Source organism: Achromobacter sp. FW305-C-30-7 (assembly GCF_058783105.1).
In genome coordinates this window covers 26,303-41,923 of the sequence record NZ_JBYSYI010000005.1, presented here as the reverse complement: position 1 = coordinate 41,923, position 15,621 = coordinate 26,303, and the positions used below count along the sequence as shown (strand labels likewise).

At 62.2% G+C, this 15,621-nt stretch carries 15 protein-coding genes; 8 read left to right on the top strand and 7 right to left on the bottom strand.

The genetic code is table 11. The features are described from left to right. From AC3WOB_RS17045 to AC3WOB_RS17035, 3 genes are read right to left on the bottom strand one after another with little or no spacing between them, the layout of a single operon-like run. Complete coding sequence (locus AC3WOB_RS17045; protein ID WP_013397068.1) at window positions 1-921, bottom strand: ABC transporter permease; 921 nt, start codon at window positions 919-921, stop codon at window positions 1-3. Further along, the gene (locus AC3WOB_RS17040) at window positions 918-1,892 is read right to left on the bottom strand and encodes an ABC transporter permease (RefSeq protein ID WP_013397067.1); all 975 of its coding nucleotides are present in this window, start codon (window positions 1,890-1,892) and stop codon (window positions 918-920) included. Before AC3WOB_RS17040 ends, AC3WOB_RS17045 begins: the two co-directional genes overlap by 4 nt. A gap of 7 nt (window positions 1,893-1,899) precedes the next feature. Then, on the bottom strand, window positions 1,900-3,486 hold the full coding sequence (locus AC3WOB_RS17035) for an ABC transporter substrate-binding protein (RefSeq protein WP_013397066.1): 1,587 nt from the start codon (window positions 3,484-3,486) through the stop codon (window positions 1,900-1,902). Window positions 3,487-3,601: 115 nt separating this feature from the next. Here AC3WOB_RS17035 and mnmE point away from each other — a divergent pair, with 115 nt between their 5' ends. Then, on the top strand, window positions 3,602-4,954 hold the full coding sequence (gene mnmE / locus AC3WOB_RS17030; protein WP_013397065.1) for a tRNA uridine-5-carboxymethylaminomethyl(34) synthesis GTPase MnmE: 1,353 nt from the start codon (window positions 3,602-3,604) through the stop codon (window positions 4,952-4,954). Window positions 4,955-4,992: 38 nt separating this feature from the next. On the opposite strand, the gene AC3WOB_RS17025 is transcribed toward mnmE, so the two are convergent. After that, complete coding sequence (locus tag AC3WOB_RS17025) at window positions 4,993-5,349, bottom strand: hypothetical protein (protein WP_013397064.1); 357 nt, start codon at window positions 5,347-5,349, stop codon at window positions 4,993-4,995. A gap of 42 nt (window positions 5,350-5,391) precedes the next feature. Between AC3WOB_RS17025 and AC3WOB_RS17020 the strand changes: the two genes are divergently transcribed. After that, complete coding sequence (locus AC3WOB_RS17020) at window positions 5,392-5,949, top strand: hypothetical protein (RefSeq protein ID WP_013397063.1); 558 nt, start codon at window positions 5,392-5,394, stop codon at window positions 5,947-5,949. 24 nt (window positions 5,950-5,973) lie between these two features. Here AC3WOB_RS17020 and AC3WOB_RS17015 read toward each other — a convergent pair whose 3' ends face one another. Further along, a complete protein-coding gene (locus AC3WOB_RS17015; protein WP_492275690.1) occupies window positions 5,974-6,309 on the bottom strand; it encodes a hypothetical protein in 336 nt (111 codons plus the stop codon). Between the two features lie 184 nt (window positions 6,310-6,493). On the opposite strand from AC3WOB_RS17015, the gene AC3WOB_RS17010 reads away from it, so the two are divergent. Beyond that, the gene (locus AC3WOB_RS17010) at window positions 6,494-6,946 is read left to right on the top strand and encodes a GNAT family N-acetyltransferase (protein ID WP_492275689.1); all 453 of its coding nucleotides are present in this window, start codon (window positions 6,494-6,496) and stop codon (window positions 6,944-6,946) included. Window positions 6,947-7,002: 56 nt separating this feature from the next. On the opposite strand, the gene AC3WOB_RS17005 is transcribed toward AC3WOB_RS17010, so the two are convergent. Beyond that, window positions 7,003-8,370 (bottom strand): ClcB-like voltage-gated chloride channel protein, encoded by a 1,368-nt coding sequence (locus AC3WOB_RS17005; protein ID WP_492275688.1) that lies wholly within the window; start codon window positions 8,368-8,370, stop codon window positions 7,003-7,005. A 489-nt stretch (window positions 8,371-8,859) separates the two neighbouring features. Between AC3WOB_RS17005 and AC3WOB_RS17000 the strand changes: the two genes are divergently transcribed. The 5 genes from AC3WOB_RS17000 to AC3WOB_RS16980 all read left to right on the top strand — a co-directional run bounded on the left by AC3WOB_RS17000 (window position 8,860) and on the right by AC3WOB_RS16980 (window position 14,203). Further along, complete coding sequence (locus AC3WOB_RS17000; RefSeq protein ID WP_013397059.1) at window positions 8,860-9,537, top strand: response regulator; 678 nt, start codon at window positions 8,860-8,862, stop codon at window positions 9,535-9,537. Continuing rightward, window positions 9,527-11,011, top strand: a complete 1,485-nt coding sequence (locus AC3WOB_RS16995) for a sensor histidine kinase (protein WP_085947823.1) — start codon at window positions 9,527-9,529, stop codon at window positions 11,009-11,011. Before AC3WOB_RS17000 ends, AC3WOB_RS16995 begins: the two co-directional genes overlap by 11 nt. Window positions 11,012-11,131: 120 nt before the next feature. Then, complete coding sequence (locus AC3WOB_RS16990; RefSeq protein ID WP_013397057.1) at window positions 11,132-12,130, top strand: Bug family tripartite tricarboxylate transporter substrate binding protein; 999 nt, start codon at window positions 11,132-11,134, stop codon at window positions 12,128-12,130. A gap of 112 nt (window positions 12,131-12,242) precedes the next feature. Next, window positions 12,243-12,680 carry a tripartite tricarboxylate transporter TctB family protein gene (locus AC3WOB_RS16985; RefSeq protein WP_013397056.1) on the top strand — a complete coding sequence of 146 codons (438 nt, stop codon included), beginning with the start codon at window positions 12,243-12,245 and terminating at the stop codon, window positions 12,678-12,680. Next, window positions 12,677-14,203 carry a tripartite tricarboxylate transporter permease gene (locus AC3WOB_RS16980; protein ID WP_013397055.1) on the top strand — a complete coding sequence of 509 codons (1,527 nt, stop codon included), beginning with the start codon at window positions 12,677-12,679 and terminating at the stop codon, window positions 14,201-14,203. The genes AC3WOB_RS16985 and AC3WOB_RS16980 overlap by 4 nt, the downstream gene beginning before the upstream one ends. A 222-nt stretch (window positions 14,204-14,425) precedes the next feature. Here AC3WOB_RS16980 and AC3WOB_RS16975 read toward each other — a convergent pair whose 3' ends face one another. Next, a complete protein-coding gene (locus AC3WOB_RS16975; protein WP_013397054.1) occupies window positions 14,426-15,592 on the bottom strand; it encodes a pyridoxal phosphate-dependent aminotransferase in 1,167 nt (388 codons plus the stop codon). Window positions 15,593-15,621: the final 29 nt, after the last annotated feature.

Genomic DNA, 15,621 nt, shown 5'->3' with positions numbered 1-15,621 from the left:
TCAGTTCGCGTGGCGCGGGTTGAGCACATCGCGCAGATGGTCGCCCACCAGGTTGATGGCGACGATGGCCAGCGCCAGCGCAATGCCCGGGAAGAAGGAAATCCAGTACTGGCCGGACAGCAGGTACTCGAATCCGTTGTAGATCAGCATGCCCAGCGACGGCTCCGTCACCGGCACGCCAACGCCCAGGAATGACAGCGTGGCTTCGAGCGCGATAGCGTGCGCCAGATCGATGGTGGCGATCACGATCAAGGGCGGCATACAGTTCGGCAGCACATGGCGGAACAGCACGCGCCCCCAGGACAGCGACATGCAGCGCGCTGCCTCCACGTATTCCTTGCCGCGTTCGACCAGCGCCGCGCCGCGCGCGGCGCGCGCGAAGTACGCCCACTGCACCACGATCAGCGCGATGATCACCTTATCCACACCCTTGCCCAGGATCGCCAGCAGCATCAGTGCAACCAGGATGGCGGGGAACGACAACTGGATATCCACAATCCGCATCAGCAAGGCATCGATGCGGCCGCCGAAATAGGCCGCCACCAGACCCACCGTGGCGCCGATGCCGAATGCCGCGAGCACCGACACGCTGGCCACCAGCAGGCTGGTGCGCATGCCGTACAGAATCGCCGAAAACAAGTCGCGCGCCAGGCCGTCGGTGCCCAGCCAATAGCGCATGCTGCCGTCGCCGCTTTCGCTGCCCGGCTTGAGCTTGGAATCCATGATGTCCAGCGTCGCCAGGTCATAGGGATTCTGCGGCGCGATCCACGGCGCAAGCAGCGCCGCGCCCACGATCAGGACCAGCATGATCAGGCCCAGCGTGGCCAGCTTGCTGGCGAAGAAATCCGACAGGAAGCGGCGCCAGGGTGTTTGCTCCTTGGCCTGAACCGGCGGCGCGGCGGCGGTGGCGGGTGTGTTCATCGGCGGCTATCCAAGCGTACGCGGGGGTCCAGCACCGTGTAGATGATGTCCACCACCAGATTCAACATGACCAGGAAGAACACGATCAAGAGCAGGTATGCGACCACCACCGGACGATCCAGATTGATGATGGAATCGATCAGCAGCTTGCCCATGCCCGGCCAAGAAAACACGGTCTCGGTGACGACGGCGAACGCCATCACCTGGCCGAATTCAAGGCCTGCCACCGTCACCACCGGGATCAGAATGTTCTTGAGCAGATGCACGCCCAACACGCGCTTTTCAGACAAGCCCTTGGCGCGCGCGAACTTGATGTAGTCCATGGGCAAGGCTTCGCGCGTGGCCGCCCGCGTCACGCGGATGATCATTGCGCACTTGGCGATTGCGATCGTGGCCGCGGGCAGCGCCAAGCTCAGCCAGCCGTCAAAGGTCAACACGCTGAGCTGCAGCGAGCCGATGCTGACGGTCTGGCCGCGCCCGCCCGCCGGCACCCAGCCCAGGATCACCGCGAACACCATGATGAGCATCAGGCCGACCCAGAAGTTGGGCAGCGAAAAGCCCAGCACCGAGCCTGTCATGATGGCGCGCGAACCGACCGCCTTGGGCTTCAGGCCCGCCAGGATGCCCAGCGGCACGCCGATCAGCACCGACAGCAGCATGGCCACACAGGCCAGCTCCACGGTGGCCGGCATGCGCTCCAGGATCAGCCTCATGGCCGGTTCGCCCGTCAGGAAGCTATTGCCGAAATCGCCGCGCACCGCCTGGCCCATGAAGATCAGGTATTGCCGCCAGAGCGGCAGGTCCAGGCCCAGCGATGCGCGCACCGCGGCGCGTTGCGCCTCGGTGGCCTCGGGGCTCGCCAGCATCGACACCGGATCGCCCACCATGTAGATGCCGGCGAAGACCAGCGCCGACATGACGAGCATGACGACGATGGTCTGCAGCAGCCTTCTTACGATTGTTGCAAGCACTAGCGCCTTACTTCTTCAGCGTTGCAAACTGCGCGAGCGTGACCTGGTCGGGACGGCCCTGATAGCGGATGTCGCTCTTCATCGCCCATACCGACAGTTCAAAATGCACCGGCAGCATGGCGTAGTCGTCCATGGCGATGTTGCTGGCCTTGGACAACAGGTCCGCGCGCTTGGCGTCGTCCATGGTGGACGAGGCTTCCTTCACCAGCGCGTCCATATTGGGGTTGGAATAGCGGCTGCGGTTGGTGGTGCCCAGGCCCGCTTCCGGATTGCGCGTCACCAGCAACGACGTCAGCGCGTTGGACATCTCGCCGCTGGTCACGGACCAGCCCGCCAGATAGGCCGAGAACGCATAGCTGTCGCGGTTCTTGAAGAACACCGGGGGCGCCATTGCATCCACGCTGGTCTTCACGCCGATGCGGGTCCACATCGACGCAATTGCCTGCGCCACCTTCGAATCGTTGACATAGCGGCCCGACGGCGAACCCAGCGTGATGGAGAATCCATTGGGATAGCCCGCTTCCTTCAGCAGCGCCTTGGCCTTTTCCACGTCGGCCTTGGGCGCCTTGGAATGTTCCTTGCTGGAACCGAACATGGGGTAGGGCAGCAGATTGCCTGCGGGCAGCGCCACGCCGCCCATCACGCGCTCGACCAGCGCATCGCGGTTGATCGCCAATGACAGCGCCTCGCGCACGCGCTTGTCCTTCATGGGGTTCTTGTCGGTGCCTTGCACGCCGGGCGACGGTTCGGCGAACTGATCCAGCGCCAGGTACACAACGCGTACCGACGGCGTTTCTTCCACATATAGCTTCTTGTCGCCCTTCAGCTTGGGCAGGTCATCGGTCGGAGGATCCTCGATCATGTCGACGTCGCCGGCAAGCAGCGCGGCCACGCGCGCCGCCGCGTTGCTGATGGGGCGGTAGACCACCCGATCCCATTCGGGCTTCTTGCCCCAATAATTGTCGTTGCGCGCCAGCACGAATTCAGCGCCACGCTTCCACGACACGAACTTGTAGGGACCGGTGCCGATCAGGCCGTCGCCGCTATTGAGTTCGGTGGTCGTCTTGCCTTCCGCGGCCGGGCCGGACGCCGCCTTCTTCGACATGATGGGCAATTGCGCCAGGTTCACCAGCAGGTTCGGCGCCACGTCCTTGGTGGTGATGCGCACGGTGCTGGCATCGACCGCTTCGGTCTTCTCGACCGAGCCCAGATACAGCGTGAAGGGCGAAGGGCTGTTGGGCACCTTGGGCACACGCGCATAAGTAAAGACCACGTCTTCCGCGGTGAACGGCGTGCCGTCGGAGAACTTCACATTGGGACGCAGTTTGAAGGTCCACACCTTGCCGTCCACGGTCCAGGACTCGGCCAGCGCGGGCTGCGGTTTGAGCTGCGCGTCGGTGGCAACCAGGGTATCGAAAATGGTCTGGGAGATCTGCGTATTGGGCGTGAGCGCGTGATACTGCGGATCCATCGAGGACGGCTCGGTCTTCAGGGCGATCACCAGATCGCGGGCCATAGCCGAACTGAATGTGCCGAAGGCCAATATCACCGCGGCTGAGCCGCAGGCCAAGACACGCGAAAACCGAGATGCCATTGTGATCTCCCTGGATTGTTTCGGGTTTTGAACCTCCAGGCCACATTAACCAGCAAACAAGGGACGGCGCAACAGTTATATTCCCTTATTGTTCTCGCCTCGCCTTGCCCGAAATATGTCCGCCTACGCCCCCATCGCCGCCATCGCAACCGCCCCCGGAAGAGGCGGTATCGGCGTCGTCCGCATCTCCGGCACGGACCTGTCCGAACTCGTACGCCGCCTGTTCCAGCGCGAACTGACGCCGCGCCATGCGCACTACCTGCCGTTCAAATCCGGCGCCGGCGAATTGCTGGACGAAGGCATCGCCATCTACTTCCGCGCGCCGCATTCCTATACCGGCGAAGACGTGCTCGAACTGCAAGGGCATGGCGGCCCGGCCGTACTGCGCCGCGTACTGGAAAGCTGCCTGGCCGCAGGCCGCGACCTCGACATCCGGCTGGCCGAACCCGGCGAATTCACGCGCCGCGCCTTCCTCAACGACCGCATGGACCTGGCTCAGGCAGAAGCCGTAGCCGATTTGATCGAGGCCTCGTCGGTGGCCGCGGCGCGCGGCGCCATGGCATCGCTGTCGGGCGATTTTTCCGCGCGCGTGAACGACCTGTCGGACCGCATTATCCATTTGCGCATGCTGGTCGAAGCAACCCTGGATTTCCCCGAAGAAGAGATCGACTTCCTCGAAAAGTATCAAGCCCGTCCTACCCTGGAAGCCTTGACCGCCGATCTCTCCAAGCTGATCGCGCAGGCGCGCCAGGGTGTGATCCTGCGCGAAGGCCTGCACGTGGTGTTGGCCGGCCAACCCAATGTGGGCAAGTCCAGCCTGCTCAACGCGCTGGCCGGCGACGACATCGCCATCGTCACGCCGATCGCGGGCACGACGCGCGACAAGGTGGTGCAGGAGATCCACATCGACGGCGTGCCGCTGCACATCGTCGATACGGCGGGCCTCAGGGAAACCGAGGACACGGTGGAAAGCATAGGCATCGCGCGTACCTGGCAGGAGATCGAACGCGCCGACGTGATCCTGCATCTGCAGGATGCCACCCAGCCCGGCGACGAGCTCGACGCGCAGATCACCGCGCGCCTGCCGCCGCGCACGCCGGTGCTCAAGGTTTTCAACAAGGTGGACCTGTTATCCACACCCTTTGCTGCCGGCCCTCAGGAACTAGGCATCTCGGCCAAGCGCGGCGCGGGTCTGGACGAACTGCGCGCGGAGTTGCTGCGTATCGCCGGCTGGAATCCCGGGGGCGAATCCCCCTGGCTGGCGCGCGAACGGCATCTGCACGCCCTGCAGGATGCGGCGGAGCACCTGGAACTTGCCGGCGCGCATGCGGAGCAGGACGACCGGGTGCTGGACCTGTTTGCGGAAGAACTGCGGCTGGCGCATGACAGCCTGTCCAGCATCACGGGCAAGTTCACCAGCGACGATCTGCTGGGCGAGATTTTCTCGAGCTTCTGCATCGGGAAATAAGCCGCGCTATCGCGTGTTGCAGTGCCGCAGCCCGGCATTCAGTGCTTGCGCGCCGCTTCCACCAGGCATTCGGACAAGCGGTCGAAATGCGACAGCGCGGCCTGGCTCAATTCAACCTGCTTGCGGCGCGCATCTTCGGTATCGACAAGCAGCACCCAGCCTTTCTCACGCATGGATTTCAAGCGCGCATGCAAAGTCGCGGGCGAGCCTATGCTGTCCACCGCCATCACGTCGCGCACGGACAAGCGGCGCTGTTCCTGCGATGCCCGCGCTATCAGCGTGAGTATGCGTTCTTCCATGGGATCGAGCGACGGCAAGGAAGGCAGGCCGCGCAGCGCATCGGCCAGGCGCAGAAAGCGCAGGTAGATATCGGCAGGTCTCTTTTTTTCTTTCATGGATAATGGACGCAGCGACCGATAAGCGGCGGAATTCGAGGCATGGAGAACATTCTAGATCAGGGCAAATGGGCTCTGGTGACGATGGCACTGTTCCTGGGCAGTCTGGCAGTCAATGAGTGGGTTTTCACCAACCTTGAGTTTGTGCGCGGCATCAACTGGATCTATCTGCCAGCAGGCGTGCGCCTGATATGCACGCTGCTGTTCGGCCTGCCAGCGGCGCTGGGCCTGTTGGCGGGATCCTGGCTGGCCTGCTTTTTCTATTATTTTCCCGACGACGTCCTGCGCTCGGTGGCGGGCGGCATCATGGCCGCCGCCGCTCCCTATCTGGCTTACCGCTGGGCCAGATCGGCGTTGCGGCTGCAGCCGGACCTGGGCAATCTCACCGCCTGGCGCCTGCTGATTTGCGCCGTAGTCTATGCACTGATGAACACGGCGATTCACCATCTCTGGTTCTTTCTGCAGGGAGAAAGGTCCGCGCTCGCGGACGGCTTCATCGCGATGCTGACCGGAGACATTACTGGATCCTTGTTCGTGTTGTACACGCTCAAGATGATCGGGGCCATGGGGCGCTCACTCCTGCGCCGGCGGCCCGCATGACAATACATGGTCCTGCGCTCAGGCTCAGCCCGTCACTGCGGCAGAGTTGTCCTCGGACTCGCTCTCTTCCTTGATCTGGGCGCGAGGCGACGCTTCGGCGTGACCCAACACGCGTTCGGCGCGGTCGGCCAGCTGACGCATTTCCCGCGCTCTTTTGCCATGCAAGACCCGCCCAAACGCGTTGAGGTTGAGCGCCATGGTGCTCAGCTCCGACAACTCACTTTCCGACAAGGCGATGCCGCTATCCCTGTGCTGCTCGACCCGATCCAGCACGCCTGAGCAAGCCTCGTGGAACTTTGCATACTCATCCCACAGGTTGTCGGACGCGCCATTCACCGGGAAAGACGTATTAGGTGCCATTGACACTCCTTTGCGGGATCACTCAGCATTTTCTTCGGTGATCGCACATCATCTTCGGGGTATACACGCGAACTATTAGTTATAAATTTTATAACTATTTGGCAAAACAATCCTGCGACGGTCTTAACGTCCTATATTCCTGGGAAATCCGCCCACGCCGAGCAGCGCACTATCTGGAATTCGCATGCCCCCCGACATACGCCTCGCCACCTCCGAAGACCTGCCCGACATCGAGCGGATCGTGGCGCAAGCCTACGGACCCTATGTCGCCCGCATTGGCGCGATACCCGGGCCGATGCGGGATGATTATCTGGCCCGGGTCGCGCAGGGCTTGGTCCATGTATTGCGGGCGCAGGATGCTGTGCAGGGTGTCCTGGTCCTGATTCACGAAGACGATTGCCTGCTGCTGGACAACATCGCGGTGGCGCCGCAAGCGCAGGGCAAAGGCTATGGCCGCGACCTGATGCTGTTCGCCGAAGACGCGGCGCGCCGGGCGGGGTATGACTGCATTCGTCTGTACACCCAAGAGAAAATGACCGAGAACATCGCTATCTACACGCGATACGGGTATGTGGAGACCCATCGAGCCGAAGAGATAGGTTTGAAACGCGTCTTCATGAAAAAGGCCCTTATTTAAAGGGCCTTTCTCAACAAAATAAAATACGAATATTTGCTCGTATTATTGAAACTTGATCACTCTTCGCGCTCCCTCGCCACGACGCGTTGTGCGCGCCGATTGCTGGCCAGAGATTTCGCGTACACCGATTCCGGCCGTATGCGATGCGCGATCACGTAACCCGTAATGCAGGCCAGCATCAGCGGCAGCATGACTTCATAGCTGAGCGTCATCTCGAAAATCATCAGTATGGACATCAATGGCGCATAGGTGGTGGCAGCCAGCAAAGCCCCCATGCCGACCACTGCATAACTGGATACCGCCGACAGATCGCCCGCGGGAAACAAGGCCTGCAGGCCGGTCCCGTACAGGGCGCCCAGCGCCGCCCCCACGAACAGCGTGGGCGTGAACACCCCGCCCACCGCGCCCGACCCCACGCTGGCCGCGGTGGCCAGCGTTTTCAACAGCAGAATGGCGGCCACCGCCTGCCAGGCCCATTGCGTATGCAACATGCTGTTGACCACGCTGTAGCCATTGCCCCATACCTCGGGATTCACCACCGACAAGGCGCCGACGATCAGGCCGCCCAATGCCATGCGTACCCACAGCGGCGCGGGCACGCGACCGAACGCGGCACGCGCCGTGTCCAGGAAACGCAGGAATTGTGGCGCCGCCAGGCCTGCGATCGCCCCCAACCCCAGATAGTTGATGACTTCCCATCCGGAGACGAAAGTGAAGGGCGGCATATGAAAAACCGCGTCGTAATGCAGGATCTGGCGCGTCACTATGTTCGCCACGACCGACGATACGACCAGCGGCACCAACGTGGCCGAAGCGATCGCTCCAAAAACGATCTCGGAAATGAACAGGGCGCCGGCAATGGGCGCGTTGTAGGCGGAAGTGATCCCCGCCGTGGCGCCGCAGGCGACCAATAAACGCAAATGCCGCGGCGGCAGCACCAGATAACGTCCCGTCAGGGATGACAACATCGCCGCCAACTGCACCATGGGTCCCTCACGGCCGATGGAGGCGCCGGAGCCGATGGAAAAAATCGACGACAGGCTGCGCGCAACCGTCTGGCGGAAACCGATGACCCCGCGGCCGATGGAAATCGCCTCCATATAGTCCGCCGCGCCGCGCTTGGGCAGCCATCTGGCCGCCATCTGCAGGATGAGGCCGGCTACGGCGCCGCCTATGGCCGGCATCAGGAAGCGTTGCCATGGGCTCAGCCCCCGGGCGACTGACACCATGCCATGCGGCGCATCTACGCCGCCGAGCAGCATCTGCGCCCACCCCAGCATTTCCCGGAAGACCACGGTGGCCAGCGCCCCCAACAGGCCCATCAGCGCCGCGGCGCACAGCGTGGCCGGCAAATTGTCCGCCAGCAAACGGCTTCTCAGCCAGATTGCCCAACCCGATTTCTTGATTCTGATTTCTGTCGCCATGGCGGAATTCTACGGCGGAACCTGCTCACTTTTTGTTCAGTTCCCAGTCAAGAATGGCTACGCGTCTCCCCTCGAATCCCGCTTTCCGCGAACGCCTTGGAGCGCCTCCAAACGCCTCCAGAAGGGCAAAAAAACAGGGTGGCAACCGGACGTTTTTCGGGGTAAAAGTGCCGCTTTTGGAGCTCGTCCGGCAGAAAGGCCCTGTGGATAACTCCTAAGTAGCCGCCTTGTGCACATTTTGTGGAGGCAAGTTGAACAAGCAGGGGTTTCGGACAGGGTCCAAAATCTTGTCCAACTTCAGCTTTTTTCCCACACAGAGTTCTTGCACAGGCAAAAACGGCTGCAAGCTGATGAAAAAAAAGAGGTTTTCAAGGTTAAGGTAGTTATCCACAGGCCTTATTAATCATTAGTCTTTATATAAAGAGAAATAAAGGAAAAGCCAAACATGCTCTCCCATTCCGCCCAGCCATTCCCCCCCGGACTCCGTCCATGCGCATCCTCCTGATAGAAGACGAAGCCGAACTTGCCCGCTGGCTTTCAAGAAGCCTGGCGAGACACGCGGGTTTCGTGGTTGAGTGGGCTGATGACGGATTGGTCGCCGAAAGAAGACTGGCGATGGAAGAATTCGACGCGGTCATCCTGGACCTGGGACTTCCGGGCATGGATGGCCATGCTTTGCTGGCGAAGATCCGCGCGCGGGACGACCGTACGCCGGTGCTGGTCTTGACCGCGCGCGATTCGCTGGCCGAAAAAATCGGGACACTCCACCAGGGAGCAGACGATTTCCTGCCAAAACCGTTTGTTGTGGAAGAGTTGGAAGCGCGATTGATCGCACTGATCCGGCGCAGCCGCGGACGCGAACACCCGCGACTCACCCTGGGAAACCTGGTTTTCGAAACTTCCGCTCAAAAATTCACGGTCAATGGACAGCCCTTGCAGTTATCCCCACGTGAGCACTCGGTTTTGCGAGTACTGATCCAGAAAAGCGGTGAACCCATCAACAAGCAGCAGATCCTGGACCGCATCCTGACCGACGATGCGGACATCAACCTGGAAGCCATCGAGGTCGTGGTGCATCGTTTGCGCAAAAAATTGGCGGATACCGGTGTGCAAATCGTGACCATGCGAGGCATGGGCTACTGCCTGGAGAACCTTGTTGACAACTAGAAGTGCGGAAAAAAAGGGATTTTTCGCGTCAAAAAAGCGCAATCGCACCCTGAAGACCCAGCTTCTCTGGTGGCTGATCCCCACGCTGGTCTTCGTGATGATGGGCGCGCTTTGGCTGTCGAACCACCAGTTGCGCAACCAGGTCGACATTGCCTACGACCGCTCGCTTTCCGGAGCGCTGCGCGCCATCGACCACAACATATCCACAGCCAGCGGTGGATTAGCCATGGAGCAGCCGTACCTGATGCTGGAATTTTTCGAGCTGACGGCCAATGGCAGCGTGTTCTACAGGGTCGCCACCGAGGACGGGCTGGCGGAAATAGGCAATCCGGACCTGCCCATGCCTGCCGAACCCCTGGTTTCTGGCGAGCCGCGCTTTTTCTACGCCGATTACCAGGGCACGCCCGTACGGGTTGCGGCCCTGGCCCGGCCGATGGATCCCCCCCTGTACGCGAATAAAGGGGGACGGGTTATCGTGCAGGTGGCCGAAGGCCTGGATACCCGGCAGGCGTTCCTGCACCAGGTGCTGGTGCGCTCGGTGGAGCGGGACCTGGCCGTGATCCTGATCAGCGTCCTGGTGATCATCCTGGGGGTTTTCATGGCCCTGCGCCCCCTTGTGAGGCTGCGTCAGGAGGTGGAAGGCCGTTCTGCGGACGATTTAAGCCCCGTGAGCGCTTCGGAGATGCCAGGTGAGGTCCTACCCCTAGTCTCGGCCGTAAACCTCCACATGGCCCGTTTTGCGGCTCAGGCGAGGGTCCAGAGTCAGTTCCTGGACGACGCGTCGCACCAGTTGCGCACGCCGTTGTCGGTTTTGCGGACCCAGACGGCCTATGCCTTGCGTGAAACAGACCCCCAGGAGGTCCGTACAGCCCTTCTGGCGATGCAAGAGGGCTTGGACAGGGCCACACGCACCACCAACCAAATGCTCGCTCTGGCGCGCGCTAAGGACGCTTCCCTGGCCGAAGGCGGATTCACCCCGGAACCGGTGGACCTGGTCGATCTGGCTGATGGGGTCATCCGTGGCCTGCTTCCGACCGCCCGCGCCCGCCAGCTCGACATCGGCCTGGAAGCCGATATCCGGCCGGTTACTGTGCTGGGGGCGGAGTGGCTGCTTCGGGAAGCGGTCAGCAACCTGGTGGACAACGCCATCCGTTACACCTCGTCCGCGGGGGAGGTCACGGTGAAGGTCCAGGTGGAAGCCGGGCAGGCCAGGCTGGTGGTCGAAGACAACGGCCCCGGCATGTCGGCGGAAGACATTGCCCGCGCCTGCATCCGCTTCCGGCGGGGAGCAGCGGGCAAAAACAAGCCCGGCGCCGGTCTGGGACTCGCCATCGTGGGGACCATCGCCGAGACTCTGGGGGCGCGTCTACAGCTGGAAAACCGGGTCCCGCTGCCAGGCCTGAGGGCGGCATTGGTGTTTACCCTGGAAATCCGGGAGGATGCTGCGCCGCATCAGGAAAACAGCCGGAATTGAAAGCTTTTGGAAAGCTTTGTTTTTGTACGGTTGCGTCCACTGGGGCCGTTATCGCGGAAAGAACCGTCTGAGCAGAGCTTCCAGCCATACCTAGACCTATAAATCTCGGAGACGCAAAAAATGCAGACTAGTCTGAAACTACGCCTGGCCGCCGTCGCGGCGCTGGGCGCGATTACCTTGTCGATGGGCGTCGCCCACGCGGCCGACGAGCCGCGTCGCCCGGAATGCATCGCGCCTGCCCAGCCCGGCGGCGGTTTCGACCTGACCTGCCGCCTGGCCACCGAAGGCCTGAAGCATAGCGGCGCGCTCAAGAGCGCCATGCGCATCGTCTACATGCCTGGCGGCATCGGCGCGGTGGCCTACAACAACATCGTGGCCCAGCACCCGAACGAGCCGGGCACCATCGTGGCTTTCTCGGGCGGTTCGCTGCTGAACCTGGCCCAGGGCAAGTTCGGCAAGTACAACGTCAACGACGTGCGCTGGCTGGCCGCCATCGGCACCGACTACGGCGTGGCCGTGGTCCGCAACGATTCCCCGTACACCGACCTGAAGAGCCTGATGGACGCCTTCAAGCAGGATCCGACCAAGATCGTGCTGGGCGCCGGCGGCACCGTGGGCAGCCAGGACTGGATGAAGGCCGCCCTGACCGCCAAGGCCGCGGGCGTGGATTTCAAGAAGATGCGTTTCGTGGCGTTTGAAGGCGGCGGCGAAGCCGTGACCGCTTTGCGCGGCGGCCATATCCAGGCCTACATGGGCGACGCGGCGGAGGCCTTCACCATGCTGGAAGGCGGCGCCCCTATTCGCGTCCTCGCGGTGTTCAACGACCAGCGCCTGCCGGGCAAACTGGGTACCGTGCCCACGGCCAAGGAACAGGGCTATGACATCGTCTGGCCGATCATCCGCGGCTTCTATGTCGGCCCGAAGGTGTCGGATAGCGATTACCAGTTCTGGGTCGACGCCTTCAACAAGACCACGGCTTCGCCCGAGTTCGACAAGCTGCGCCAGCAGCAAGGCCTGTTTCCCTTCAACAAGACGGGCCCCGAGCTGGACGCCTACGTGAAGAATCAGGTGAAGGTCTACGGCGAGCTGGCCGATTCCTTCGGCCTGATCAAGAAGTAAGCCGAAAGGCGTTTCTCCCTATCGCGTTCATCAGGGTTTCTCCGCCGCCGGCTTTGCCGCGGCGGCTGGGGATCCCTGCGCCGCGCGATGCGACTACAACGGAAAAGTGATCATGAACGATCGAATATTGGGCGTGGGGGCACTTGCGCTTGCCGCCTTCATGACGGCGGCCGGCTGGGGAATCGAAGCCCCGTTCGCCTACGAGCCGGTGGGTCCGCGCGCCTTTCCGCTGCTGCTGGCACTGATCATCGGCCTGTGCGGGCTGTGGCTGGTTTACAAGGGCGGCCATCAGGTCGAGGCCAATCCGCCTGGCGCGAACGGCCGCATCGCGCTGATGATGGCGTTCACGGTGGCTTATGCCTTCCTGTTCCAGTGGCTCGGCTTCGTGATCGCGACGTCCTTGATGACGGTATTCGTCGGCCGCCTGTTCGGAGGTAGCTGGATCAAGTGCGCCATCGGCGGCGTCGTCATGAGCCTTTTCTTTTTCGTGCTGTTCGACAAGGTGCTGGACGTGGTCCTGCCTGGCGGACTGCTGGAGACCCTGATATGAGCGGCATTCTTGATCATTTGGCGATCGGCTTTGGCGTGGCCTTATCGCTGACGAACGTCCTGGTGGCCATGATCGGCTCGTTCATCGGCACCATGGTGGGTGTGCTGCCGGGCCTGGGGCCGGTCAATGGCGTGGCGATGCTGATACCGATCGCTTTCGCCATGAACCTGCCGCCCGAGACCGCGCTGATCCTGCTGGCTGCCGTGTATGTGGGCGCCGAGTATGGCGGCCGGATCACCGCGATCCTGCTGAACGTGCCGGGCGAGGCCAGCGCCATCATGACGACGTTGGACGGCTATCCGTTGGCACGTCAGGGCATGGCGAGCGTGGCGCTGTCGCTGTCGGCCTGGTCTGCATTCTTCGGCGCTATCGTTTCGGTGCTGGGCATTATTCTGCTGGCGCCGTTGCTGGCGAAGTGGGCGTTGGCTTTCGGGCCGGCCGAGTACTTCGTGCTGATGATTTTCGCGTTCTGCTGCCTCACCAGCCTGTTGGGCAAACAGCCCATCAAAGGCGTGCTGGCGGCAATGATAGGGCTGTCGATTTCGGTGGTGGGCGTGGACGCGAACTCGGGCGTTTACCGCTATACCTTTGAATCGGTGCATTTGGCCGACGGTATCGATTTCGTGGTGGTTGTGATCGCGCTGTTCGCGGTCAGCGAGATGCTGGAAATGCTGGAGAAGGTGATGGCCGGCCACAGCGTCGAGGTCAAGCCCAGCGGTCGCAAGCTCTTCAACTTGAAAGAGATGGCTTACACCTGGTGGAGCGTGGTGCGCAGCGCGCTGGTGGGCTTTGGCGTGGGAGTGCTGCCAGGCGCTGGCGCCAGCGTGGCCGCTGCCGTGGCGTACTCGCAGGAAAAGCGCATCATCGAAGCCAAGGATCCGGAAGCCAAGTTCGGCAAGGGCGACATGCGCGGCCTGGTTGCGCCGGAAGCCGCCGCCACGGCCTCAGCCATCGGTTCGTTCGTGCCCATGTTGACCCTGGGCGTGCCCGGTTCGGGCACCACGGCGGTGATGATGGGCGCGCTGACGCTCTACAACATCACGCCGGGTCCGGTGCTGTTCGACACCAAGCCGGAACTGGTTTGGGGCCTGATCGCTTCGCTGTTCGTGGCCAACGTGCTGCTGTTCATCATGAACGTGCCGCTGGTGCGCTTCTTCTCCAAAGTGCTGTCGGTACCGGGATGGCTGATGGTGCCGGGCATTCTGTGCATCAGCTACATCGGCGTCTACGCAATTAATGCGGGCACGTTCGATCTGCTGCTGGTTGCCGGTATCGGCGCTTTGGGATACTTCCTGCGCAAGTTCGGCGTGCCCATGGCGCCGCTGGTGCTGGGTGTCGTGCTGGGCAACATGATGGAGCAGAACTTGCGCCGCGCCTTGTCGATGACCGACGGCGACGTGGCCGTGCTGTTCGCCAGCCCTGTGTCTATCTCGATGTGGGTGGGGGCGGCCGCGGTCGTGATCGTGCCGCAAATCATGCGCCGCATGCGCGCCGCGAAAAAGCTTGCCGCTGGTCCGGTCTGATCCCATGTCGGCGCGGCTGTTGTAAAGGGCAACAGCCGCACTGCGGGATCTTGGCCGGGAACTGCAAAGGGCGCCTTATGGGCGCCCTTTTTTTGTCGATTGAATCACACAGATAGTGAGTTCTATATATACGAGCTTTTACTCATGTTTTTTGCGAAAAGCTCTTTCATATGGCGTCCGCGTGAAATCACGGATCCCTGACGAGTCGATTTGGAAGCGGCGTCAAACTTGCGCCAGGCGTTCCAGGGCGGCATCGAGGGTCGCGTCTTTCTTGGCGAAGCAGAAGCGCACGATGCGGTGGTTCGATTCAGGCGCGTCGGGCTGGCGGTAGAACGCGGATACCGGTATCACTGTGACGCCATGATTCACTGTCAGATCGCGCGCGAAGTCGGCTTCGTTCTGCTTGGATATCTGGCTGTAGTCGGCCAGCAAGAAAAAGGTGCCGGGGCTGGGCAGGGGGCGGAAGCGGGTCTTGGCCAAGCCCTGCGCCAGGCGGTCGCGTTTGGCCTGATAGAAGGCCGGCAGATCGAGGTAAGGCTTGGGGTCGCGCATGAATTCGGCCAGGGCGAACTGCATGGGCGAGGGCACGGTGAACACCATGAATTGATGCACTTTGCGCAGTTCCGCGCTGAGCTGACGCGGCGCGCAGCAATAGCCGATCTTCCATCCCGTGGTGTGATAGGTCTTGCCGAAGGACGAGATCACGAAGGCATGCTCGGCCAGCAGCGGGCGTCGCGCCACGCTGGCGTGTGGCTTGCCATCGAACACGATGTGTTCATAGACCTCGTCGGACACCAGCAGCACGCCGGTATCTCGCACGATGGCTTCCAGTGCGTCCAGGTCGCTATCGTCCAACACCGCGCCCGTCGGATTGTGCGGAAAGTTCAGCATCAGCAGACGCGTCTTCGACGTGATGGCTTCGCGCACGCGCTGCCAGTCGATGCGGTAGTAGGGATCGGCCTCGGTGGGGGCGCGCAGCGGCACCGGCACGGCAGTGCCGCCCGCCAGGCGGATCGCCGGCAGATAGGAGTCGTAGCAAGGTTCGATGACGACGACTTCGTCGCCACTGCCCACGGCGGCCAGCACGGTTGCCATCAACGCTTCGGTCGCGCCGCTGGTGACGGTGATTTCGGTTTCAGGATCGTAGGCATGGCCGTAGAGCTCGCGCGTCTTGGCGGCGATGGCTTCGCGCAGGGGTGCGACGCCCGGCATGTAGGGATACTGGTTGTGGCCGTCGGCCATGGCCTTGGTCACCAGGGCGCACAAGGCGGGGTCGGGATCGAAATCGGGAAAGCCCTGGCCCAGGTTGATGGCTTTGTGCTCGATGGCCAGGCGGCTCATCACGGTAAAGATGGTGGTGCCAACGTCGGGGAGTTTGGATCGGATCATGGTGGACGCGAGAGTGAACGTTGCTAGCA